This is a genomic window from Terribacillus sp. AE2B 122 (assembly GCF_902497585.1).
GTDB classification, from domain to species: domain Bacteria; phylum Bacillota; class Bacilli; order Bacillales; family Amphibacillaceae; genus Terribacillus; species Terribacillus saccharophilus_A.
In genome coordinates, this window is sequence record NZ_LR700944.1 from 18,494 (window position 1) to 41,948 (window position 23,455).

The 23,455-nt window shown below is 43.3% G+C and carries 22 protein-coding genes and 1 riboswitch; of the genes, 5 read left to right on the top strand and 17 right to left on the bottom strand.

Annotated elements, in window-relative coordinates; all coding sequences use genetic code 11:
- Positions 1-30 precede the first annotated feature (30 nt).
- Both AE2B122_RS08540 and maa read right to left on the bottom strand, forming a co-directional pair.
- Positions 31-1,170, bottom strand: coding sequence for an ROK family transcriptional regulator (locus tag AE2B122_RS08540; protein ID WP_175073772.1), 1,140 nt, complete (start codon positions 1,168-1,170; stop codon positions 31-33).
- 72 nt (positions 1,171-1,242) lie between these two features.
- Positions 1,243-1,803, bottom strand: a complete 561-nt coding sequence (gene maa, locus AE2B122_RS08545; RefSeq protein WP_175074078.1) for a maltose O-acetyltransferase — start codon at positions 1,801-1,803, stop codon at positions 1,243-1,245.
- 106 nt (positions 1,804-1,909) lie between these two features.
- Between maa and AE2B122_RS08550 the strand changes: the two genes are divergently transcribed.
- Complete coding sequence (locus tag AE2B122_RS08550) at positions 1,910-2,758, top strand: N-acetylmuramoyl-L-alanine amidase (protein WP_175073773.1); 849 nt, start codon at positions 1,910-1,912, stop codon at positions 2,756-2,758.
- A 95-nt stretch (positions 2,759-2,853) separates the two neighbouring features.
- Positions 2,854-3,201 (top strand): hypothetical protein, encoded by a 348-nt coding sequence (locus AE2B122_RS08555; RefSeq protein ID WP_095269080.1) that lies wholly within the window; start codon positions 2,854-2,856, stop codon positions 3,199-3,201.
- A 55-nt stretch (positions 3,202-3,256) separates the two neighbouring features.
- Here AE2B122_RS08555 and AE2B122_RS08560 read toward each other — a convergent pair whose 3' ends face one another.
- Together AE2B122_RS08560 and AE2B122_RS08565 are read right to left on the bottom strand one after the other, a co-directional pair.
- The gene (locus AE2B122_RS08560) at positions 3,257-4,309 is read right to left on the bottom strand and encodes a tetratricopeptide repeat protein (protein WP_095220331.1); all 1,053 of its coding nucleotides are present in this window, start codon (positions 4,307-4,309) and stop codon (positions 3,257-3,259) included.
- Between the two features lie 361 nt (positions 4,310-4,670).
- On the bottom strand, positions 4,671-5,060 hold the full coding sequence (locus AE2B122_RS08565; protein WP_095220333.1) for a YfmQ family protein: 390 nt from the start codon (positions 5,058-5,060) through the stop codon (positions 4,671-4,673).
- A 155-nt stretch (positions 5,061-5,215) separates the two neighbouring features.
- Here AE2B122_RS08565 and AE2B122_RS08570 point away from each other — a divergent pair, with 155 nt between their 5' ends.
- Positions 5,216-5,635: a DUF4064 domain-containing protein gene (locus tag AE2B122_RS08570; RefSeq protein ID WP_175073774.1), complete on the top strand. Its 420-nt coding sequence runs from the start codon at positions 5,216-5,218 to the stop codon at positions 5,633-5,635.
- A 37-nt stretch (positions 5,636-5,672) separates the two neighbouring features.
- On the opposite strand, the gene brnQ is transcribed toward AE2B122_RS08570, so the two are convergent.
- Complete coding sequence (gene brnQ, locus AE2B122_RS08575; protein ID WP_175073775.1) at positions 5,673-6,986, bottom strand: branched-chain amino acid transport system II carrier protein; 1,314 nt, start codon at positions 6,984-6,986, stop codon at positions 5,673-5,675.
- Between the two features lie 256 nt (positions 6,987-7,242).
- On the opposite strand from brnQ, the gene AE2B122_RS08580 reads away from it, so the two are divergent.
- The gene (locus AE2B122_RS08580) at positions 7,243-7,530 is read left to right on the top strand and encodes a hypothetical protein (RefSeq protein ID WP_175073776.1); all 288 of its coding nucleotides are present in this window, start codon (positions 7,243-7,245) and stop codon (positions 7,528-7,530) included.
- A 134-nt stretch (positions 7,531-7,664) separates the two neighbouring features.
- Here AE2B122_RS08580 and AE2B122_RS08585 read toward each other — a convergent pair whose 3' ends face one another.
- The 11 genes from AE2B122_RS08585 to AE2B122_RS08635 all read right to left on the bottom strand — a co-directional run bounded on the left by AE2B122_RS08585 (position 7,665) and on the right by AE2B122_RS08635 (position 21,369).
- Complete coding sequence (locus AE2B122_RS08585; protein ID WP_175073777.1) at positions 7,665-8,870, bottom strand: M20 family metallopeptidase; 1,206 nt, start codon at positions 8,868-8,870, stop codon at positions 7,665-7,667.
- A 3-nt stretch (positions 8,871-8,873) separates the two neighbouring features.
- Complete coding sequence (locus tag AE2B122_RS08590; RefSeq protein ID WP_175073778.1) at positions 8,874-9,734, bottom strand: MetQ/NlpA family ABC transporter substrate-binding protein; 861 nt, start codon at positions 9,732-9,734, stop codon at positions 8,874-8,876.
- Between the two features lie 5 nt (positions 9,735-9,739).
- Positions 9,740-10,402, bottom strand: a complete 663-nt coding sequence (locus AE2B122_RS08595) for a methionine ABC transporter permease (RefSeq protein WP_175073779.1) — start codon at positions 10,400-10,402, stop codon at positions 9,740-9,742.
- Entirely contained in the window at positions 10,393-11,418 is a 1,026-nt protein-coding gene (locus tag AE2B122_RS08600) for a methionine ABC transporter ATP-binding protein (RefSeq protein WP_175073780.1), read from the bottom strand. The genes AE2B122_RS08595 and AE2B122_RS08600 overlap by 10 nt, the downstream gene beginning before the upstream one ends.
- Before the next feature lie 81 nt (positions 11,419-11,499).
- Positions 11,500-11,609: riboswitch (SAM riboswitch) on the bottom strand.
- Positions 11,610-11,783: 174 nt separating this feature from the next.
- Positions 11,784-14,117 (bottom strand): GGDEF domain-containing phosphodiesterase, encoded by a 2,334-nt coding sequence (locus tag AE2B122_RS08605; RefSeq protein WP_175073781.1) that lies wholly within the window; start codon positions 14,115-14,117, stop codon positions 11,784-11,786.
- Between the two features lie 112 nt (positions 14,118-14,229).
- Positions 14,230-16,416: an alpha-galactosidase gene (locus AE2B122_RS08610; protein WP_175073782.1), complete on the bottom strand. Its 2,187-nt coding sequence runs from the start codon at positions 16,414-16,416 to the stop codon at positions 14,230-14,232.
- 229 nt (positions 16,417-16,645) lie between these two features.
- Positions 16,646-17,518 carry a DUF4352 domain-containing protein gene (locus AE2B122_RS08615; protein WP_095269126.1) on the bottom strand — a complete coding sequence of 291 codons (873 nt, stop codon included), beginning with the start codon at positions 17,516-17,518 and terminating at the stop codon, positions 16,646-16,648.
- Between the two features lie 148 nt (positions 17,519-17,666).
- Positions 17,667-18,374 carry a lactate utilization protein C gene (locus AE2B122_RS08620; RefSeq protein ID WP_095269131.1) on the bottom strand — a complete coding sequence of 236 codons (708 nt, stop codon included), beginning with the start codon at positions 18,372-18,374 and terminating at the stop codon, positions 17,667-17,669.
- Positions 18,371-19,801: a LutB/LldF family L-lactate oxidation iron-sulfur protein gene (locus tag AE2B122_RS08625; protein ID WP_175073783.1), complete on the bottom strand. Its 1,431-nt coding sequence runs from the start codon at positions 19,799-19,801 to the stop codon at positions 18,371-18,373. The genes AE2B122_RS08620 and AE2B122_RS08625 overlap by 4 nt, the downstream gene beginning before the upstream one ends.
- Positions 19,802-19,815: 14 nt before the next feature.
- The gene (locus AE2B122_RS08630; RefSeq protein WP_095269137.1) at positions 19,816-20,532 is read right to left on the bottom strand and encodes a (Fe-S)-binding protein; all 717 of its coding nucleotides are present in this window, start codon (positions 20,530-20,532) and stop codon (positions 19,816-19,818) included.
- A gap of 126 nt (positions 20,533-20,658) precedes the next feature.
- Positions 20,659-21,369, bottom strand: a complete 711-nt coding sequence (locus AE2B122_RS08635) for a FadR/GntR family transcriptional regulator (protein ID WP_175073784.1) — start codon at positions 21,367-21,369, stop codon at positions 20,659-20,661.
- Between the two features lie 289 nt (positions 21,370-21,658).
- Between AE2B122_RS08635 and AE2B122_RS08640 the strand changes: the two genes are divergently transcribed.
- Positions 21,659-22,750, top strand: coding sequence for a low temperature requirement protein A (locus tag AE2B122_RS08640; protein WP_175073785.1), 1,092 nt, complete (start codon positions 21,659-21,661; stop codon positions 22,748-22,750).
- A gap of 43 nt (positions 22,751-22,793) precedes the next feature.
- Here AE2B122_RS08640 and AE2B122_RS08645 read toward each other — a convergent pair whose 3' ends face one another.
- Positions 22,794-23,426 carry a pentapeptide repeat-containing protein gene (locus AE2B122_RS08645; protein WP_095220350.1) on the bottom strand — a complete coding sequence of 211 codons (633 nt, stop codon included), beginning with the start codon at positions 23,424-23,426 and terminating at the stop codon, positions 22,794-22,796.
- Between the last annotated feature and the right edge of the window lie 29 nt (positions 23,427-23,455).

Consider the following 23,455-nt stretch of genomic DNA (forward strand, 5'->3'; position numbering starts at 1 on the left):
AGCAGCCAATCTATAGATTGGCTGCTTTTATTATACTGGGGCAAACAGATCAACCAATTGCAGTGCTACTGCCCCTAATGCTGTCGCACGATTTCCATGTTTACTTACCATTATCTCAGTCTGCGCAGCTTGATCCGTCAAGGCTCGACTCGCAATTTCTTCCTTTAAAGGCGGAAGGAGAAACGCTGCACTCTCCATCACACCTCCACCAAGAATAATTCGATCAGGATTCAACAGGTGAATTAAATTGACCAGACCGATTCCTAATATCTGACCGGTTTTTTCCAGAATGATCTTAGCTTCTTCATCTCCAGCTTTTGCTGCATGATAAACAGCTTCCCCACTCGCCGTCCTTGCTCTCCGCGCAATAGACGGTCCGCTTGCAAGTGTCTGAAGGCAGCCACGGTTTCCGCAAGCACATTTTTCTCCATTTGGATCGATAGACATATGCCCTAGCTCGCCAGCCAGCCCTGCTGCTCCGTGAAAAAGCTTTCCTCCGATAATGATTCCCGCACCAATTCCGCGCCCGATATTGACAGCTACCATACTATCCTGCATATCATACCCGCCAAACCATGATTCCCCAAGAGCCATTGCCCGAGCATCATTATCCACTTTCACCGGAATGTTGAATCTATTTTCCAGCTCCTGCTTAATAGGAATATTATGCAATCCTAAGAGAGGAGCTACGAGAGACACACCAGTTTTTGCATCAACTACTCCATGCATCGCTACTCCAATACCTATGATCTGCTCCGTTTGCATACTATGCCGGTCTAGTAATTGTTGAATAGCTTGTATGACTTGATGCAAAAACTCGCTATTAGTATGTACGCTAAGCGGATAAGAGACGACCCCTAACATCTCTCCTGTGAGATTCGTCAGAATACAGTCGATTGTACCAGGGCCAGCATCAACCCCGATGACGAACAACTCATCTGTCCGGATATGAAGCATGGTAGGCTTGCGGCCGCCGCTCGAGGAACCGAGCTTGCTTTCCTCCACTAGACCTTGTTCAATCAGTTCCTTGACGATGATACTGACTGTCGGAGGCGTCAGGCCTGTCTCCTTCGCTATATCTGCGCGTGATATTGGCGCTGCTATACGAATCTTGTTGAGGATCAAAGATCTATTCACTGTTTTCATCAATTGAAATGTGCCACGCTGCATATAAACCGCTCCACTATCAGTAGTAATTTCAGTATATCATCATTCGAACAAAGCTGACTCCCACACTATCTTCTAAATCTCTATCTCTTTAATAACCTTTGCTGGATTTCCTCCGACTACAGTATTTGCAGGGACATCTTTTGTGACGACTGCACCTGATCCGATAACCGCGTTATCTCCGATTGTAACACCAGGATTGATAACAGCACGCCCGCCGATCCAGACATTATTTCCAATTGTCACCGGCTTGCCCAATTCATAACCGGAATTACGTTCTACCGGATGCAATGGATGCGTTGCGGTATATATATGTACACCTGGAGCCAGCATGCAATTATCGCCGATGCGGATTTCACAAATATCCAGCATCACACAATCAAAATTCGCATAGAAGCTTTCTCCAAGATGAATATTGTACCCATAATCACAGCGAAAAGTCGGTTCGATGTAGGCTTTGCCTTTTGAGGAGCCAAGTATCTGATGCAATAAATCCGCTCGCTCAGCATGTTCATAGCTTGTTGTATCATTATATTTCCGGATCAATTCCCTTATTTCCATACGTCTGTCTGTCAGCTCTTTATCGGAAGGACGATAAAGCTCCCCTGCCACCATTTTCTCTCTTTCTGTCTTCATCATTATCTTCACCCCTTTTAATAATCTCTTACTTTATATATCTATTGTTATAAATCTCGTAAATACTGACCATACTGATTCTATTATATCGCAAAGGAGAATTACTATGCACACCCGCCTCAAAGTTGCCCTGCCTCTATTATTTATACTCATTGCACTTTTATTGATCTTGCCCTCCCAAGCAAACGCTAGCGATTCTAATATTGGACAGACGACTGCAAACCTGAATATCAGAGCTTCCCCTTCGACGGATGCAGCCATTATCGGTAAGTTCCCAGCAGGCACCCAGTTCCAATATATCGACAGAGGAGATGGCTGGGGACAGATAACCATTGATAGCCAAACAGGTTATCTCAGCTTGGATTATGTAACAGAAGCGCAAAAAGAACCAGCCACTCCCGCTGAATCATCAAACGGGCAGCCTGTTCACAGAATAGTTATCGATCCCGGTCATGGCGGCAAAGATCCTGGTGCAATCGGAAATGATACGATGGAAAAATGGGTAGCCCTGACTATTTCGGAAAAACTGCAGCGCAGGTTACTTGCTAATGGATATGATGTAAAAATGACGCGCAGCGAGGATGTTTTTATTCCATTACCGGAACGAGCAACATTATCGAATAACTGGAAAGCAGATTTATTTGTAAGCGTCCACGCCAACAGTGCTACTTCTTCGTCAGCAAAAGGATTGGAATCTTACTATTACGGAGCAAGCAGCAGCGGGAAGCAGCTGGCTTCCAGTATACAGACTGCATTAGTATCCAATACGAATAATGCAAACAGAGGCACACATAGTGCTGATTTTTATGTACTGCGCCATACATCCATGCCTGCTGTACTCGTTGAAACAGGATTTATCTCTAACCCTGCTGATGCTGTACTTCTTAACGATGCAGGTTATCAAGATAAAGTAGCCACTTCGATTGCCGAAGGAATCAAAGAATATGCAAGCTAAATGCAGAGCTGCCGATACGGCGGCTTTTTACATAATATTCACACTACTTTTACTTATATAATCGTATAATTAGAGGGTACAGGGGGGATTAAGATTTGAAATACTTAGTGGATTTCATTTTAGCCATCATACTTACCGGACTCTCGTATTATGTTGGCAGCTTATTATTTCGGCATGGATTACCAATATGGCAAGCAATACTCATCGGCTTCTCCGTCGTCGCACTTGGTGCAATGACAGAGGCACTTGGGGCACCGATTTGGCTGATTGTACTCGTTCCTTTCCCTGTCGGCATGCTGCTTTTGTATCTGTTCCTGCAGGTGCCTATTACGAATTGGTTAATCACCTATGCCACAACCTTAGTTTTCTACACCCTGATGCACATCCCAATGAGCTACTTCTTCCAATTCCATAGTTTGATCCCTGCTTGGAAGCTATCATAATACATCGAAAGGAGACTGCAAGAAGCAATCTCCTTTTCTAGCATTACTCTATACTCTATTTTAAAGCCAGAAGATAGTATCTGGATGCTTTTTCAAAGTCATGATTATCTGTATAATATTTAGCCAGTCGTTCGGAAAAGTGACGAACGTTATTGTCATCCTCGATGGATTGAAAATATTCAATGCCTTCCCGCCACACTAATTCAAAACTGTCCTTATCGACAAATTGTTTATGAAGCATGGCGAACATCCATTTATACGCATCTTCATCCCGCTTCTTACTTAAAGCAAACCCCTCAGTAAAATGCTCCATTGCACGATCCTTCAAGCCAAGCCGGAAACAGCATTCTGTCACGTAGTATAAGCTCTTCAAATAATATTCAGGATGCTTGTAATGCATAGATTTTTCGAAATGTCCCATTGCCTTCTCAAGCTGATCTTGTTTGAAATACAGCACACCAATATTGTGATAAATATACATAGGCAGCTGCAACTCGGACTCGGACACATCATGCTTTAGAGCAGCTTGAAACAGTTCCTCCGCTTTCCGAAAGTCAGTCATATGCATATGATTCAATCCTTGGAGCAAGAGGCATTTTCCAAGCTGTAATTTCTGATCGTAACGAAGAGCTGATTCGATAGCTTTATTGGCATTCAAGACAGAAAAAGCGGTCATTTTCATATAATAGTACGTAATTGCCAGTTTATAATAGAAATCAGACACTTCCCGATGGTCGATTTGTACGGACAAAAACGGTTCTGCACGTTCAAATTCGACAATTGCATCCTGAAGTTTGGTTTGCCGGTACAGCAGCAGACCCTTGAAGAAATGGTAGTAGTATAGATTTTCGGCGGTGAGCGCGAATGCATCAGCAGCACCCTCAAGCAGCTTTTCTCCTTTATCCAAATCACCTTTTAGCATCTCCAAGCGAGCATCGTACAGCATACTTTTTGCAAGCAGCCTTTCATCACGAATTGCATCTTCCTGTTCAGTTATTTCATTGCGAATACTCTCTGCAGCACGGATCTGTTCCGTTTTAATATTTACATATAACTTATCAAGCAGCTTGTTAAATATTTCAGCGTTTTTCATATCTGTCTGGTACATCGGCTCACCCTCTTTCTATTCATATCTGAATCATCGGTAGATTTCATGGAAATGTTTAGGCGTTCAGAAAGAAAACGATCCACCATTTGGTGAATCGGTTCATATTAGTTTTTTCCCATATATTCGATATGCTTTCTCGTTCGGAAAAAAAGAATCTTTTAGCAATTCCCATCCGTTCCGTTCATAAAACTGAATTGCTCTGATATTATTCTCACGTGCGGTCAGGACAGCTGTTTTGTTTGGAGCTGCAGTTAGCAGCTAATTAAGCAGAGCAGTTCCGATCCATTCCCAGCCAGTTTCCTGGTTCTCATCCTGCACACGCTCCCGCTTCCTGTTTTTATCTATTATATAGAAAGCTGAATCAATTTGCAGCCTGTCCCTGCATTGTTTGGGAGCGCAAGCTGTAGGATGAAACCTTCTTCTTCTGATATTTGAATACATCTACTCTGTCTGTATATGCATATACCAGAAAACGTCCTTGCTTTGTTTCTATCTCTAACGGTACACCTTCAGGAGCAGGAGCATAATAGTATTTTTCTAAGAAGCTGGCTTCATTGAATTGATCAATAATAAGCTGTGTCTCTTCAGCTGATAGAACCTCGCCATCCCGCTTGACAGTTACATCATAAGACAGCTTCGGATGCAGCTGAAATCTTTTTCCTACTTTATCTACAACCCCACTCGGTAAAGATGCCGCTAAAACTTTAATCAAACTAGCTACAATCAATAAGACTATAAATACCCACGACAAATCTTTTCGCCTCGATTCCAATTAATCGTGCTTATAATAACACAGTTTCAGTAAATGCTCCTCTTCATTTTTGACAAGAAAATGACAGATACGCCTTCTGTCCTATTCATTTAATGGTTCTCAAAACTTATACTGGAAAATGGAGGTAATAACATATGAAAACACCAAAAATGTTAACGCTGATTTCGTTAGTTTTATTGGTTTTAATCTTTATCGCTAGTCTTTTCTTCACGATCACTTTGCCTCAAAATCAGTCCATGGAACAGACAGTGGCCCGCTATCTTGAAAACGACCCAAAGTATCAAAGAACACTTGATTCCGAGGAAACTCCTTCTATCAGCCCTGATGAAATGGCTGCTGAAACCATGTCTGCCTTGCAAGTATTCTTTGCCATTCCTACTATATACATAGCCATCATTGCTATCATTGTACTAATAGGCTATACCATCATTTCTAAAAGACCTAAAGGTGCCGCATTAACACTATTCAGCGCGGGAGTTTTATCTCTGGCCACGGTTATCATTCCTGTGCTCTTATTCATTGCAGGCGGTATGCTGAAAAAAAGATCTGCATAAAAAAGTCTTCTCCGGCTTCGGAGAAGACTTTTTTCTATTAGTTTCTAACCTTTGATACAAGCAATCCAAGCAAAGCCCCGATGATGGAAGGTACCACCCAGCCAAGACCTACTTCATAGAAAGGCAATACCGTTTGGAAAAGGTCATTAACTGCAGTTATCTGCAAGCCTGCCTCATTGAAACCATCAAAGATACTCACACAGAATGTCAGTATAAGACTGCCGATATATACTTCACGCTTTCCGCCGAATAACGGATGCAGGAATGTAAGAAACACCAGACTGATCGTAATCGGATAAATAGCCATCAACACTGGGACTGAGATAGATATCAATTCTGTAAGACCGATGTTCGCTACTACCGCACTGAAGACAGATAGCACAATAGCAAACGTCTTATAAGATATACGTGGCATTAACTCATGGAAAAACGTTGAACAGGAGGTGATCAATCCAACACTTGTCGTTAGACAGGCAACCGTGATCATCAATCCAAGGAAAATCATGCCCCATGAGCCGAAATAATAATTGGATACATCAGCAAGAATCTCAGCACCATTGCTTAAATAACCAAGCTCACTGACACTGGACGCACCCATGAAGGAAAGCGCTGTATAAATCACAGCAAGTACAACGGCTGCAAGAGCAGTTGCTAACAAGCAAACCTTCATAACCGAGCCTTTGTTCGTGATGCCCTTATCCTTTAAAGCATTTACGATGATGATTCCGAACACACAAGCAACTAGCGCATCTAAGGTCAAATAGCCTTCCTGGAATCCTTTAAAGAAAGCATTTGCCGTATACTCACTTTGAGGTGCATGGAATTTGCCGATTGGGAAAATAATGGCAACAATAACAAGCAAGCTGATAAAAGCCAGTTTGATCGGTGTCAGGAATTTCCCGATTACATCGATGATCTTAGTAGGGTTCATCGATAACAAGCAAGTAATTGCAAAGAAAAGGACCGAAAACAAAATCAACGGAAGCGGACCTGGATCAGCAGGCAAGAATGGTTTTAAACCAATCTCATATGATACATTCCCTGCACGCGGTATAGCAAAAAACGGTCCGATTGCAAGATATAGAATGATCGTATAAACAATTCCGAATACCGGGTGCACCCTGCTCGATAGTGACATAAGATCCCGCTCGCCTGAATAAACGAAGGCGATGATCCCAATCAGCGGCAACCCGACCCCTGTTACAAGAAAGCCTGCATTAGCTATCCATATATTTTCACCGGCTTGCTGCCCAAGCAACGGCGGGAAAATCAGATTACCCGCTCCGAAGAACAAAGCAAAGAGCATCAAACCAAGAATGACGGTAAATGAACCTGGTACTTTCTTTGACACAAAAAAAACCTCCACTAACTATTCGAATAGTCTGATAAATAACAAAATATTGAGTTTAATAAAATTTTGTCAGATTTTCTGACACAATACTGGTTAGTATAATACTGAATTGTGCAACATTCAAGGAGTTTTTGTTAGGAATCTTCTGTAATTATATGTATAACAAATTTATTCAAACATAAGATCCGCTTTATCAAAGTCTAATACGAATAATTTATCGGTTGTTCCCGACAATAAGCATAAAAGGAACATGATTATGGACTTCCCTAACATTCAAACAAACTTTTGGGATTCTGTTATTGGCATCCCAGCAACACTTGTCCTCACACAACTTCTTAAACTATTTTTACCGTTACCAAAGCAGTATGTGCCTACTGCCGCCATCTTAATCGGTCTGGCACTCTCGATTTTTTACAGTCATCCACATGATTTGATTGCCGGTATTTTTATGGGCTATTTTTATGGCTATGCTGCCATTGGCAGTTATGCCGCTACAAAGACAACTTGGGGAGTTTTTCGGAGGGAGAAGCGGGACTTTTCATAAAAAAACCTCAGCCATATAGGCAGAGGTTATAAGAGATTACTTAGTCGGACTAGCATATACGATTCAGCACTAGGCTAGCTGACAGTATACTGCAGACAAACTATGGAGCAAGCAGTTTATCCCAGCCTCTATCTTCATTTAACTTGTTTTCGAGTCTTACTCTCTTTAAAAGCAAGTTTAGCTTGCTTTAGGAGTTCCTTGTCTGTCAGCAACCGGTAACCTGTATGCGCTAATGCTTTGGCTCCTTTTAATACAGCTGCATCACCAATTTCAGAACGGGCAGCTTCCCTGAATTCCTCTGTATGGCCAATCAAATCTTCCGGTCCAATTTGAATATAAGGATGCGCAGTCGGTACCTCATAACTGATATTACCTGTATCAGTCGAGCCCCGTCCCTTGCCTTTCTTCAAATGCACATACTCTCCTACATTCTCCAATTCTTCCTTGAGCACCTGGTCCAGCACCGAATTCAGGACAAAATCCTTCACTTCATTTTGGAATCTCTCTATCTTGACGCTAGCTCCAGTAGCTAATGCCGCCCCTTGAGCAATATTCCTAACTTTCTCGGAAACAGCTTGTGCTTTTGTCCACGTTTCTGCCCGGATGAAGAATCTTGCTGAGGCATATTCAGGTACGATATTCGGTGCGTCTCCACCGTTTGGAATGATGCCATGTATGCGTATGTCCTGCGGAAGATGCTGCCGTAATGCATTTATTCCATTGAAAAGCTGGATGACGGCATCCAATGCATTGATTCCTTTATCTGGTGAACCTGAAGCGTGAGCTGGTTTTCCGTAGAAATGAAAATCAAGCGGATCGACAGCAAGAAATTCACCAGTAACACTCGTTCTGCCAGAAGGATGAATGATTAAAGCAGCATCAATATCCTTCAGCAACCCATGTTTTACAAAGCTTCCTTTGGCACTGCCGTTTGGTCCGCCTTCCTCAGCAGGTGTGCCGAGAACCGCTACACTACCGCCTGTCTGGTCCAATGTTTCTGCCAATGCGATGCCAGCTGCCGTACTAGTGGTGCCGATAATATTGTGGCCGCAAGCATGCCCGATGCCCGGCAATGCATCATATTCGGCGAGGAAAGCGATACGGGGACCTGGTTTACCGCTATCCTTCAAAGCATAAAATGCTGTCTCATGCCCTGCTACTCCTTTATCTACCTGAAATCCCGCTTCTTCCAGCAATGCAGTAAGCGTTTCACTGGCAAAAAATTCCTGGTTGCCGATTTCCGGTTTAGCATGGATGGCCTGACTTGTCTGGATATACTTTTCCCCATTTGCATCTAAATGCAGCGCAACTCGGCTAACCTCGGTGACAGATTTACTCATATCTCATTCCTCCTCCTGTAGTCTTTTCAGATGCTTTTGCAATTCTTCTTTCGGCACATCAACTACGATAGAGCCACCACTCGTATCCTTATCTACTGCTTCCTTCACTGCTTCATCCTGATATAGTTCGACAATTTTCTGGTACGTCTCATTATTTTCATCATCTTTGTTTACCGCGAAAACATTTACAAACGGTGTGATGCTATCATCATTAGCATTCTCTAGATAAATCGGATCTTCTTTCGGATTAAGACCTGCCTGACCTGCAATCCCATTATTGATAAAAGATACTGCTACATCTGGCAGTACACGTGGTGTTTGCTGCGCAACAACAGGTACAATCTCAATATTCTTCGGATTCTCTACAATCTTGGAAGGATCTCCGAATTGGCCAAAATCATCCGCTAATTTGATTACGCCAGCTGCTTCCAAAGCCCGCAGCGATCTAGCTTGGTTGGACGGATCATCCGGGATAGCAATCTTGTCGCCTTCCTTCAATTCATCAAGGCTATCTATTTTCTCTGAATAGGCTCCGATTGGGGCAATGACTGTCGAACCGATTGGCACGATAGTATCACCATTTTCTTTGGCATATTGACTTAGGAAGGCGATATGCTGGAATGAGTTCATGTCGATTTCACCGTTCGCCAATGCTTGGTTTGGCAATGTATAGTCGGAGAATTCTACAAGTTCGATATTGATTCCCTCTTCCTTCGCCTTTTCTTTCAATATTGGCCATTGGTCACCATCAGACCCTGTCACACCGATTTTAACTGTTTGACTGCCATCTGCTGAGCTACTTCCGCATGCTGCAAGGATAAACAAAAAGACTAACGAAACAATTCCTAGTAGAGCTTTTTTCACGTCAATCATCTCCTTAAGATTTTTCTGGAAAGTGTATTGCCGACCCATTGGGCAAGCTGGACAAGCACAATTAAAATAACGACTGTAACCATCATGACGCTCGTATCAAATCGCTGATATCCATATGTCATCGCCACATGGCCGAGACCCCCTCCGCCGACAGTTCCTGCCATTGCGGAGAAATCAATCAGACTGATTGTAATGAACGTCAATCCGAGAACGAGCGGACCGAGTGCTTCCGGAATCAGTATCGTATAAATGATCTGAAGCGGACTAGCTCCCATGGCCTTGGCAGCTTCGATGACACCAGGATCGATACTTATGAAGTTGTTTTCCACAACCCGAGCGATGCTGAATGCTGCTGCTATGCTCATCGGAAAAATAGCTGCCCATGTTCCGATGGTCGTGCCAATCACCTCTCTGGTCAGCGGACTAATCGCAACTAAAAAGATAATGAAGGGGATCGGACGGATAATGTTGATTAGAAAATTAATAATTTGATAAAGAAAAGCATTTTCCAAGATGTTTCCTTTTCGTGTTACAAAAAGTAAAAGACCGATAATAATACCGAAAATTGACCCAATCACCAAAGTGACAGCTACCATCAGGATCGTCTGACCTGTTGCTTCGACGATTCGCGGCCAAAATGTCTGCCAATCTACGCCCATGTTACGTCCACCTCCTCTATTTGTACGATTTCATTCAATTCTTCCACTGCATTGGCCGTTTTCCCAACGTCTCCATCAAAGCTAACAAGTAAGTTTCCGTAGAATTTAGCCTGAATCTCTTGGACGGAACCATAGACGATGTTCACGTCAATATCGTGCTTCCTCGTTACCCGGGATAAGACAGGTTCGCTCGCAACCTCTCCTTTAAAGATGATCCGATACAGTTGCTTCCCGCCTTTTTGTCGCCACTCATCCAATAGGGACGGAGAAGGAAGATCCTGCTGCACGGAACGGATGAAACGCTTCGTCGTCTGATGGGCAGGACTTGTGAATGTATCGAATACTCCTCCCGATTCTATGACCTCGCCATCCTCCATAACAGCAACCTTGTCGCAGATTGACTGAATCACATGCATTTCATGGGTAATCAGTAGAATTGTGATGCCGAATTCCTTATTTACCTTTTTCAGAAGTCGGAGTATCTCTCCGGTTGTATCAGGGTCCAACGCTGAGGTTGCTTCATCACAAATCAAAATATCCGGCGAAGTAGCTAGCGCCCTAGCAATGCCCACTCGCTGCTTTTGCCCTCCCGACAGCTGTTCCGGATAATCCTTTGCTTTATCCGACAATCCAACGAAGCGGAGAAGTTCATCTACTCTCTCTTTTATTTTTGCTCGCGGCATTTTTGCCAGTTTCAAAGGATAAGCAACATTACCAGCAACAGTCCGCGAGGTTAACAGATTGAAATTCTGAAAGATCATCCCTATCCTGCGGCGTACTTTCCTGACCTCAGTTGGGCGAAGACTAGCTAAATCCACACCTTGCACTTCCACAGCTCCAGCCGTCGGGTTCTCCAGCACATTCACTAGCCGTAACAATGTACTTTTACCTGCTCCGCTGAAGCCGATAATGCCGAATATTTCTCCTTCCTCGATTGTCAGATTCACATTTCGGACAGCATGCACCTCCCGTTTTCCGATTGTAAAAGTCTTAGATACATCCTTGAACGTAATCATCACTTTTCCTCCCATCAACGCAAAAGAGCCCTCTTTTTCCTTATCCAGAAAAAAGAGGGCTCCACGTATGAAACTTCCTCATTCTCATCTTCCAAACGCTCATAGGCGTTTGCAGGAATTGGCACGGTATTTGTGTAAACCCGTTGCCGAGACGTCATAGGGCCTGATCCCTCGGTCTCTCTGGATAAGAATAAAACAAGTATGTAGTTGTAAGATTTGATTACCATGTTATGGGTTTTCCAATAGAATGTCAATTCATTTTTTGAAAATCTTTTTTTCTTCTTCCCTTGTCGATATAAAAAAAGGCTGCTTACACGCAGCCTTTCAAACATAGTATAATGCTTGTCAAAAGTCACTCTTAGGATTTACAGCCACTTCGAACGAAATAACACGGCCTCCGTCGGCTTCCCAATCAAATATCCCTGCACTAACGCACAGCCATTTTCCTTTAGAAATTCAAGCTGTTCCTGTTCCTCGACACCTTCAGCAACCACGTCCAGATCGAGTTGCTTTGCCATAAGTAAAATCGTTTCAACCAACACTTTATTATTTCGATTGTGCATCATATCGCAGACAAAAGCACGATCGATTTTCAATGTATGAACAGGCAGGCGCTGGATGTACTGAAGAGAGCTGTAACCTGTCCCAAAATCATCGATGCTGATACGAATACCAAGCTGCTTGATATGCTCCAGAACAGCTATAGCATAGGAGTCACTAAATGGGATATTTTCTGTGATTTCCAATTCCAGATAAGTCGGGTCCATCTCATATTCACGCAGCGCATCCTCTAATTCTGCGAGAAAATCGGGATGGAGGAATTGATTGACAGAAATATTAACAGCAAGGCTGATCGGTTCATACTCTTGTGTTTTCCAGCAGCTCCATTGTCTGCACACTTCTCGGATCATCCATCTTCCAAGAGGAATAATGAAACGTGATTCTTCAGCAAGCGGAATGAATGTATTGGGAAACAGCAGCCCTCGCTCCGGATGCTCCCAGCGCATCAATACCTCCGCACCAGAAACAGTATTTGTATCTAAACGATATAGCGGCTGAAAGTGAAGCTGGAACTCTCCTCTTTCCAGTCCATACCGCATCTCTTTCTCAAGCTCGAGCTTGGATTGTTCTGCAGGGAGGTACGTCTCATCATAGAATAGCCAACGCTTTCCGTGACTTTTCTTTGCTGCATACATGGCAGTATCTGCTTTAATAGTCAATAGTTCGACATCTTCGGCATGTTGCGGATAAAGACTAATTCCGATACTTGCAGAAACAAATACTTCCTTTCCATGGAGATAAAACACCTGTTCAAGTGATTGAATTAATTCACATACAGTTCTTTCTATCTCAGGAATCTTCGTAATAGGCAACAGAATAAGGAATTCATCTCCACCTTGGCGGAACACCTTTGCTCCTGACACGAGATTCCCTTGCAATCGTTCTGCCACCTTTCTCAGCAGCATGTCCCCGGCACCATGATTCATCGTGTCATTCACCCATTTGAAATGATCCATATCCAAAAAGAGCAAGGAAAAACCGCTTTCGTTCGTCTTTACCCATTCTGAAGCTATCCGATCAAATTCACGACGGTTCGGGAGCCCTGTCAGCGGATCATGAGCAGCAAGGAATTCCGTTCGTTCGATGGAAGCTTCCAATTCCTTATTTTTTTGAAACAGCTCTTCAGTTCGCTCCAATACTTTACCTTCCAGTTCAAGCATGAGCTTTCTATTCTGGAACATTGTATTCATTTGTCGAAAGATGATCAGTAATGTAGAAACAATACAGCCAAGTGCTATTAAATCAAATCCGCCGCCTCTGGCTACGATGAGTGCAAGTAAAACCAGAACGCTGACATTGGAAAACCATAGTCGTGCCGAAAATAGCGGCGTGCTTGCAGTTCGGGATTCTTGCCGGCTCAGTGCATCAAGATCATCCGCAAAGAAAGCAGCACCGCCAATTACAAGCAAACTTGCTGTCCCGAGCCAGTCAATGGGATTTCCGAAGTAATACATATTTTGTAATGCCAAATACAAAAAGACGGTATCAGAAACCAAAAAGAGCAAAAAGCCGATACAAATACAGGCTAGTGCCTTTGACAAACGCTGATAACTGAGGGCATTAAATACACAAATCAAGAAAAATAACACTAGCAAATCGCTAGCTGGGTGACTGATGGCCAAAAGCTGGATGAGAATACCATCCTGCGTTAATTGAAACCAGGTTTGCTTCATCAAAAATTCCCAGCTTAAACAGGCCGCAGCAACGATGATGATCACAGCATCATAGACAACTTCGTAAATTGTCACCTCACCCGCTTTTTGTTTGATCAAGTACAGGAACGCCAATAAACTGAAGATAATCGATACAACCCATAGAACGTCTGCTGCTGATAACAAGATGTTATTTATTCCAATATTGAAATTGTAAAAATAGGAGCTTACCGTTGCTAATAGACAGCCCAGCAGCGCAAAGCCCAGAAACAGCCAAAACCGCCGCACTTGCCGCTCAGCTTCATGATAAGCACGAAAAGCCCAAAATGCCGGCAGACCGGAACCGATGATTGCAAAGAGACCAGCACCTAGCGCTAGTTCCCGGGGTTCCTGGCGAAATAGAAATAAATAAACTGCAGAAAAAAGCAGGAATAAAAAAACAAAGGTTGTATATGCTTTGATGTTTCTCTTATTTGACTTCTCCAACTGCAGCCTTCTCTCTTGATAGATTGAAATAGTAGCTAAAGTATACGATAACCAAGCATGTTTTCCTATACAGCAAAATAAAAAAGTCGCATCAAAAATGCGACTTTTACTGCTATTCAGCTTTTAGATGCCAGGTATAACTTACGAAGTCCCCAATAAGGTCTGTCGGTATACGAATACCGCTGTACTCCAGTTCATCACCGCTATATATTTCACTTGTGCCAATGATCCAGTAGTCTTTGGCATCGTCCAACCCCTTCAACCGCAAAGAAGCGAGTGGTGCTGCCGGCTCAGCCAGCACACGATAATAACAGATAAAAGCTTCAGTTTTGTCTTCATTCACAAACATCCAAGCCGTTTCATTGCCTTCAAACGGGCTTTTCAAACGATAGAATTGCCCAAACTGAACGAGTCTGCGAATCTCTTTATAAGAAGTAATCTGCTGTTTGACAATCTCCTTCTCCTCGCTAGTAAGCTTTGTAAGATCCAGCTCGTATCCAAGATTCCCTGCCATCGCGACATCTCCCCGCATCTCCAATGATGTAAATCGGTGCACTTGATGGTTCGGCACATCCGATACATGAGAACCCATCGAGGCAATCGGATAAAGCAGGCTTGTACCATATTGGATCTTAAGCCTCTCAACAGCATCTGTATTATCACTTGTCCAAGCCTGTGGCATATAATACAGAATTCCCGGATCATGACGGCCGCCGCCGCCTGAACAGCTCTCAAACAGTACTTGCGGAAAACGAGAGGTTATCTCATCCATCACTTCATAGACGCCAAGAATATGTCGATGTGCCGTTTCCCGCTGACGCTCAGGAGGAAGTAAGGCTGATCCAACTTCAGACAAATGCCGGTTCATATCCCATTTCACATAAGTAATTGGTGCACTTTCAAGGATGTCGGAAACTCGTTTTATAATCTCCTTCCGAACGTCCTGTCTTGAAAAATCGAGCACGAGCTGATCGCGGCTTTCTGTACGATAGCGATCCGGGGCATGCAGACACCAGTCCGGGTGCTCCCGGTACAAATCGCTGTCCACAGACACCATTTCCGGCTCAAACCAAAGTCCAAATTGCATGCCTAAATCGTTCACACGTTTCGCCAAATCGTCAAGTCCGTTCGGCAGCTTCGTCTTATCAACGAACCAATCTCCCAATGATGTAGAATCTGAATTCCGTTTTTTGAACCAGCCGTCATCCAATACGAAAAGCTCGATACCGAGCTCACTACCGGCTTTAGCGATTCCCTCAATTTTATCAGCATTAAAATCGAAATACGTCGCTTCCCAATTATTAATTAGAATTGGTCGCTCTTTATCTCTGTATTCCCCTCTTACTAAATGCTGCTGATAAAATTCATGCAGTGTTTGCGACATCGCCCCTAGACCATCCGCTGCATAAACAAGCACAGCTTCCGGTGTTTGGAATGTTCCGTTTGGTTCCAGCAACCACGTGAAGTCGAACGGGTTGATACCCATTGTCACTCGAGTCGTCGCAAACTGGTCGACTTCTGCCTGAGCAAGGAAATTACCGCTGTAAACAAGATGAAATCCGAACACTTCTCCCTGTTCTTCTGTTGCGTGCTTTTCCATCAAAGCGATAAACGGATGCTGCTGATGACTGCTTGCTCCACGTGTGCTTTCCGTAGACTGTATACCTGCTTGCAAAGCACGCCTTTCGAGATGCCTTTCCTTCCCCCAAGCCCCCGGCATAGTCAGCATGTCAAAGTCTGACCGACGGAAGTCTACACTTACACTAGCAGCCTGTAAGAGCTTTAGCTTTTGTTTGCCCTTATTACGGAATTGTGCAGATCTCGCGACCACATCATACTGACTGAAAATTGTATAGAGCAAGACCACTTCCAAATGAAGTAATTCGTCCTCCATGGTTATTTCCAGCGTTTCTGCTCCTTCCTGACCGGCATACGTTGCAGGAAGCCCTGTCAGCTTCGGCTTACCACTGAATATACGATGAGATTTGTAACGCAAATCGGTTACCGTCGATCCGTTTTCCATTTGAATCTGATAGGCCGGCTTGCGAAAATCCGAATTACCATACTGCGGGTATTCCTGCGGCAAAGCATCCAACGAGAATGTCCTGTCTCGATTGTACGGATTAGGTGAGAAAGAACGATCTATGTACTGCTGCCGATTACTATTACGAAACTGCCTGATTTTTCTCCCCCAATACTGGTGCGTCAAATAACCATCTCGCTCCAGCTGCATAACATAACTAATCGATTTTCCCTGCAGATGAAAAGTACGCTGTTCTTCATCGAATCTAATCGCCATCGCTTTTCTACCCCTTTGAACTTTTAGTTGGTAACATATACTGTTTTCTTTGCCGCTTCTATGCTATAAAACAACATATTAAAATATTTCTGATTATCTATTAAAGATTATCAGTCAGTGTCTTTCTAGCTGAATTTAACAAAATAACCATAACAAAGAAAGCGCTACCAAACAAGCTTTAAAAACTTATTTTCAAACAAAAAAGCTACCCTAAGGATAGCCTTCTAAGTTATTTCACTTCAATTGTCCATTTAGCAGTTGCATCCGTTAAAAAGTCTGTGTAATACACTTCGTAAGGTCCTTTTCCGCTAACAGCGTAGAACCCTTTTCCTGATGTATTCTTTCCAGGTTTAATATCCGCCGTTAAATAATCAAGCGCATAGGTTTCCATCAATGTTCCCTCTGCATCGTAAACTTGGAAATCATACGTATCGAAATACAGATCTTCATCTGTTGCATTTTGAACCGCTACATCAAAGCTTAGCACTTCTGCCGGCTCTTCTTCATATTCGTTACGCTCATCTGTATAGGCTGGATTGCTTAATGTGATGATTGTACCAGCAACATCTACCTTTTCATCTAGTTTAAATTCGCCCAGATCTTCTCCGTCACTTGATGCATTTTCTTCATCATATTCAATGGGCTTGTCATTTTCCATGATTGTAAAACCCGTTAAATCAGTGAATACGATTGTAGGTTCTTTCTCATTGTAATAAACAGAATGCTTATAGAACTGACGGAAAAACGCATCCATGATAGCAGCTGTCATCCCGTTCTCAAGTGTGTCTCCATCCGAATTGTTGAATTCCACTTCTATAGTGTCGTCGTTTGATAGTTTAGCAGAACTGATGGCAATTTCACCATCTTCATCCGGCTCAGACATCGCGTCCAGTAATTTTTTGAAGTCTTTTTTTGACAGATTGACCTTATCCCAATCTTTTTCTGTCATGTTTTCCCAATCCATCTCTTCTAGCTCGGATACGCTTGTTGTCTCTGCAGCACTCGCTTTTTTTTCTTCTTTTACTTTCGTAGCTTCTTCCCCGCCACAAGCACTTAAAATAAATAATAAGACCAACATACTACCAAATAATAACTTCTTCACGTACTCTTATCCCCTTTTTCTCTTTCATACAATATGTATGTAAGCCTATTTTACCATCTTCCAATTTGAAAATATATACTTTTTAAGGGGTTAGTTACTAATTAAGCAGAATAAAGAAAAGACACAGCTTATCTTAACTGTGTCTTTTTTATCTATCTTCAATAACGATATATGCCGCTTTCACAGGTCCATGGACCCCTACAACCAAGTTCATCTCGATATCTGCAGAGTTACTCGGCCCTGTAATGAAGTTAATACAGGATGCAATAGCTTTCCCTTTCTGTACTTGCTTCGAGATATGCTGAGCTGCCTGGGTCATGCGGGGGACGATGGTGCTTTTCGGTATTAGTGCGATGTATTTATGTGGCAGCAGGCTGACAGTACGGCCTTTCCCCTCACCTGAGAAGAGTACGACTGTCCCTGATTCAGCAAGAGTGATATCGCTGAATGTTATACCGATATTGGCCTTTTCCACAATTCCGATGTTGTCATGGCCAATGGAAGGATCCCATTCATGTACATCTACTCCTTGCTTCGGCCACATCTCAAGCTGTTCACGTAAACCGAATGCTTCGTACCGGGGATCCTGCCAAATGGCTAGCGGTCCGCCGCCATAAGTATCCACAGTTTCGGCCAGCACTTCCGGTAGACCACGCGAATCAGTCTCAATCAGCTCCGTATGGATAAGTCGGCATTGGTCCCGGAGTATATCTACAAGCTCATCCTGGGTTTTATCAGTCAGTGTCTTATCTTGCGGGCGATAGTTCCAGTTTCGCGAGGGTCTTTCTGATAGTACTTCCGTACGGCTGAGGCGACTGGCGACATTTGCAAGGAATCTTTCCCGGTTCTGTATCATGCCTTGCCACTCTCCTTTTCGTGCTGCTTAAACCAATCACGAAATCGTTCTTTGTTCGGAGCAGGAAAATCACGAATTTCGGTCCATGCCTTCAGCGGACCTGGTCCCTTCGAAATGGTTTCATCCTTTGTAAAAGGCTTCATGACAGAGCTCGCCATTTTCGATCCAGCTGCGTACAGCGGGTTGGAGGAAGCTCCAATTCCGAATGCTTTCATAGCCATCTTCTCAGAAATCGGCGCGCGCCCTTCCCGCTCGACGATCACTTGTCGATGACGATGCAGCAACTGATGCAATGGAATTTTTACTGGGCAAGCATCCGTACAGGCAGCACAGAGTGTGGATGCATAAGGTAGCTCCTTGAAATCATCGTATCCTCCTAACAGAGGAGTAAGGACCGCCCCGATTGGCCCTGGATAAATGGAGTTATAGGAATGGCCGCCAATATGGCGGTATACCGGACAAACGTTGATACATGCTGCACAGCGAATGCATTGGAGTACCGATTGGAATTCGGTTCCGAGAATACCCGAACGTCCGTTATCCACGATGACAAGATGAAACTCGGATGGACCATCAACCTCTTCTGCTGTTCGCGGACCAGTCAATGCCGTAATATAACTCGTTAGTTTTTGACCGACTGCACTTCTCGTCAGCAGGCCGACCAGTACTTCGAACTCCTCAAATGTAGGTACGATTCGCTCCATCCCCATGACGCAAATCTGCGTATCCGGTAAATCAGACACCATTCCAGCATTTCCTTCATTAGTGACCAGGCCGACAGAACCAGATTCCGCAATGGCAAAATTACATCCTGTGATACCGATATCTGCTTGCAGGAATTCCTGGCGCAGTTTCTCCCTAGCATGGAGTGCTAGTTCTTCCGGTTTAGAGGTAAGCTTGTAGTCCAGCTTCTCGGTAAAAACATCCTTGATCTGCTCTTTGTTTTTATGAAGCGCAGGTGTCACGATATGCGAAGGCGGATCATGGTCGTCCAACTGCAGAATGTATTCGCCAAGGTCCGTTTCAATGACGTCACAGCCTTCTTGTTCCAGTACACTATTTAAGCCAATTTCTTCTGTGACCATTGATTTGGCTTTCAAAATCTTTTTGGCTCGTTTTTCCTTCACTATACTCTTCACATAGTCATTCGCTTCCTCTGCAGTAGCAGCAAAAAATACATGCCCGCCGCGTTTTTGCAGGTTTTCAGAAAGCTCCTGTAAATAGTAATCGAGATGATCCAGTGTATGCTGACGAATCTCTTCCCCATGAGACCGCCATTCTTCCCAGTTGCCAAGTTCTTCAGCCGCATCCAGTCTTCTTGTCCGCAGGCGTTCCTGAGCCCCGGCAACTGCACCGCGCATGAACGTGTCTTTCATCTGCTTGTTCACATTATCCTTGAACTTTTCATTCCCTATCTTCATCGCCATGCTGCTTTTCCCCCTTACCGACTGTTTAGTACTTCAGCGATATGCATCACTTTGACTGGCTTGCCGCGGCGCTGCATTCTCCCCCCGATATTCATCAGACAGCCACCGTCCGCTCCAATCAGATAGCTAGCTTTTGTTTCGGTTACCGAGTCTACTTTTTCATCAACCATCTGTTCTGAGATATTACCCATCTTCACGGAAAAGGTTCCGCCAAATCCACAGCAATTCTGCGCGTTCGGAAGCGGTTGCATTTCCAAGCCCTCTACATGCGACAGTAGCTTCATCGGTGCATCCTTCACCCCAAGCAGCCGCGTCATATGGCAGGACGGATGATAAGTTGCAATCCCTTCCAGCTTTGCCCCAACATCCTCTATTTTCAAAACATCTACGATAAACTCCGTCAGCTCATACGTCTTATCCGCCAGCCGTTCTGCACGCGGACGCCACTCAGGGTCATCCTGGAACACATGCTGATAATCCTTGAACATCGTGGCACAGGATCCTGACGGTGTGACGATAACCTCGGCATCCTCAAATGTTGCAATCATCTTCTTCATCGCCTTTTTTGCATCTTCTACATAACCCGAATTATATGCTGGCTGCCCGCAGCATACCTGCCCCGATGGAAACACAATGTCACAGCCGAGTCTTTCCAGCACTTCGACTGTGGCTATCCCCACATCGGACTGGAACATATCCACAATACACGTCGCAAATAATGTAACCCTCATCCCGTCACCCCATAGGTAAGGTCATCAGATGACCTGTTTAATTGTCTGCTTTCATCATACTACAACCGCTTACATTTTCCAACTCCTGCATATACAGAAAAAGCCGACCTTAGTCGGCGGCTCGTCCTATTCAATATAATTACGCAGTACTCCTTCTACATATTCCAAGTGTGCAACCATAGCCAGCCTTGCCTGCTCTGGCTGTTTCGTACGAACTGCATCCAGAATGGCTTCATGCTGCTTATTCAATTCCTCCGGAGCTGCATTTTCACCAAATAAGCAGATCTGCCTTGTTTCGCGCATTGATTCCCCTGTTAAATCCGATACATGATGCATGAGACGCAGAAGCAGTTTATTTTTGGCTGCATGCGCAATCGTCATATGAAAAGCAAGATCTGCTTTTTCTCCATTTTCGGAATCACCTGCGAATTCTTTCATCTCCGCTAGCGCTTGTTCCATCTGCACTAGATCTTCATCTGAGCGATTCAATGCAGCAGAAGCTGCAATACCTGTTTCCAGTATGTGACGAACTTCCATCAGCTCTGTTCGATCCTCCGCACTCATGAGCAGTGCATGCTGAAGCGGATAAACGATTCCCTCTGGTTCAAACGCCTTTACGTATGTTCCTTCACCTTGCTTCATTTCTACTAACCCCATCGCGCGGAGTGTAGCTAGAGCTTCTCTAATTGCTGAACGGCCCACACTAAAATTCTCAGCCAATTGCGTTACGCTGGCAAGCTTCTCGCCAGGCTTCAAGTCACCATTTTTTATTAAAGCAAGCAGCTCATCTGCTACTTGTTCATATATTTTTTTCGGTTTGATTTGTTTATATTTCATTGGGGTGTCACCTCCCCTTCATTATAAACGGAAACTTCACAAAATTTCATTTCAAAAAAGCTCATAATGTAAACAGGGCATCAGTTACTTCGATATACTTTGAGAGATTCGGATTAAACCAAGTTATCCGCTTATTGCATCATTAATCTGCTAATATATGCTATATAGATCCATTCTGTAATACATATGAATCATAAATGATAAAGGATAATAGTTAAACAACTTGCATTCCATCCGGAGAATTCTGGAAAGGAAGAGAGTTTATTATCTTATGGGGGATGTGGAAAAGTTGTTTGAAAAGAAAGTAACGTGGTTAGAACTTTTTTATGATTTACTCTTTGTTGCATCTGTTGCAGTTGCAACACATGTTCTGCTTCATGTGGAAGACGGTCATATACATACGGAATACTTGTTTAAGTTTGTATTGATTTTTGTTCCGATCTGGTGGGCATGGGTAGGACAGACGATGTTTGTCAATCGCTTTGGGCAGGACTTGTTTCATCAACGGCTATTTTTAATTCTGCAAATGTTTTTTGCGTTAGTCATGACCTCAAGTTTATCTGTTGATTTCGATCCATATTATCTTTCCTTCTTAATTGGCTATATTGGCTTAAGAGCGGTTACTGCTATCCAATACCTTGTTGTACAACGAATAGAAGAGGGAGCGCGGAAGAAAGCAGCATTGTATCTAGGAAAATACTTTTGGGTAGGAATTATCGTTTCGTTACTTTCCCTTTTCTTTGATTCATGGATCCGCTATGTTGTTCTATATTTGGGTATCTTAATTGATATTATCATTCCTATGTTAGGACGAAGATATTTAGTGAAAGTCCCCACCAATACAGCACATTTGTTAGAGCGATTTGGATTATTCACTATCATTCTATTTGGTGAATCCCTTGTCAGTACTTTGGCCGTTATCCAGCCAACACAAGGAGATTGGAAGTCTATTGGACTAGCTGTCATTGCCTTTCTGCTAATTATCGCGATGTGGTGGCAATATTTTGATAATGTGGAGAAGAAAGTAGATAAACACATTCAAACTGCCGGCCAAACGATTATTTATGGTCATCTCTTTATACTAATGTCATTAAGTGCTATTGCAGCATCCATCAGACTAATGGTCTTGGATGAGGTCGAGTACTTTTTCAACTTATTTTTTATCTTTGGTTCTGTATTGCTTTATTTCTTTTCAACTACTTTTGTGTTTCACCAATACAGACACGCGCATCATCGATTGAAAATATATCACCTAGGTATATTTTTAGGTATTTTAGGCTTATTCTTCATTTTTAATTTGCTTGCGCCAGTTCCTTATATTGTAATAGTCGCAGAAATGACCTTATTCTTTATCATTTATGCAAAGTTGACTACGACTTAAAAGAATGCATGTAATTAAAAAAGCTTCCCACTTGGGAAGCTTTTTACTTAACTACTAATCCGATCAATGACGCTAATTGGATTGCCTGATTAGGAGAAACGATACAGCCTTTCAGATTTTCAATAGATACAGTCAACTGCTGAAAACTACTTGTACTCAGATCGATTCCTTTGAGCGCTGTCTGTTCAAAGTTTGCTTCATTTAAGTCACAATCAGTAAACTCTACCTTTTTCATCCGATTAGCATAGAAGTCCGCCCCTTGAAGTCCACAAGAGGAAAATATTACTTTCTCCATCTTTGATTGGCCGAATGATACAAGATTCACCAATGAATCACGGAATGAGACATTTCCAAGACTAGACTCGGTCATATCAGCTCCAAGCATCTTACAGCCTTGGAATTCCACTCGGTGAATCGAAGACTTGCTCATTTTCACATTCGAAAAATCACAATTCTCGAACCGTACATCCAGCAAATCCATTCCGGTAAAGTCTGTGTTATTGAAACGACTATTGCGAATTATTACTTTCGACAATCGCAGACGGTCGACTGACTCATTCGCAAAATCGGCTTGCTGTACCTGACACATTTCCAATTCAGGTTCTTCCTCAAAGAAGATATCGTGCATCCTTTTCTCAGGCAATTCCATCGCTAATTTCGGTTTATCAATTTGCATGATCTCTATCCTTTACTTTGGATTCTTTC

What these genes read in the sequence shown, in the direction of transcription:
- AE2B122_RS08540 (WP_175073772.1), bottom strand. Translation starts at nt 1,170, where the DNA reads ATGCAGCGTGGCACATTTCAATTGATGAAAACAGTGAATAGATCTTTG.
- maa (WP_175074078.1), bottom strand. Translation starts at nt 1,803, where the DNA reads ATGAAGACAGAAAGAGAGAAAATGGTGGCAGGGGAGCTTTATCGTCCT.
- AE2B122_RS08550 (WP_175073773.1), top strand. Translation starts at nt 1,910, where the DNA reads ATGCACACCCGCCTCAAAGTTGCCCTGCCTCTATTATTTATACTCATT.
- AE2B122_RS08560 (WP_095220331.1), bottom strand. Translation starts at nt 4,309, where the DNA reads ATGTACCAGACAGATATGAAAAACGCTGAAATATTTAACAAGCTGCTT.
- AE2B122_RS08570 (WP_175073774.1), top strand. Translation starts at nt 5,216, where the DNA reads ATGAAAACACCAAAAATGTTAACGCTGATTTCGTTAGTTTTATTGGTT.
- AE2B122_RS08580 (WP_175073776.1), top strand. Translation starts at nt 7,243, where the DNA reads ATGGACTTCCCTAACATTCAAACAAACTTTTGGGATTCTGTTATTGGC.
- AE2B122_RS08585 (WP_175073777.1), bottom strand. Translation starts at nt 8,870, where the DNA reads ATGAGTAAATCTGTCACCGAGGTTAGCCGAGTTGCGCTGCATTTAGAT.
- AE2B122_RS08595 (WP_175073779.1), bottom strand. Translation starts at nt 10,402, where the DNA reads ATGGGCGTAGATTGGCAGACATTTTGGCCGCGAATCGTCGAAGCAACA.
- AE2B122_RS08600 (WP_175073780.1), bottom strand. Translation starts at nt 11,418, where the DNA reads ATGATTACGTTCAAGGATGTATCTAAGACTTTTACAATCGGAAAACGG.
- AE2B122_RS08610 (WP_175073782.1), bottom strand. Translation starts at nt 16,416, where the DNA reads ATGGCGATTAGATTCGATGAAGAACAGCGTACTTTTCATCTGCAGGGA.
- AE2B122_RS08620 (WP_095269131.1), bottom strand. Translation starts at nt 18,374, where the DNA reads ATGATACAGAACCGGGAAAGATTCCTTGCAAATGTCGCCAGTCGCCTC.
- AE2B122_RS08625 (WP_175073783.1), bottom strand. Translation starts at nt 19,801, where the DNA reads ATGGCGATGAAGATAGGGAATGAAAAGTTCAAGGATAATGTGAACAAG.
- AE2B122_RS08630 (WP_095269137.1), bottom strand. Translation starts at nt 20,532, where the DNA reads ATGAGGGTTACATTATTTGCGACGTGTATTGTGGATATGTTCCAGTCC.
- AE2B122_RS08635 (WP_175073784.1), bottom strand. Translation starts at nt 21,369, where the DNA reads ATGAAATATAAACAAATCAAACCGAAAAAAATATATGAACAAGTAGCA.
- AE2B122_RS08645 (WP_095220350.1), bottom strand. Translation starts at nt 23,426, where the DNA reads ATGCAAATTGATAAACCGAAATTAGCGATGGAATTGCCTGAGAAAAGG.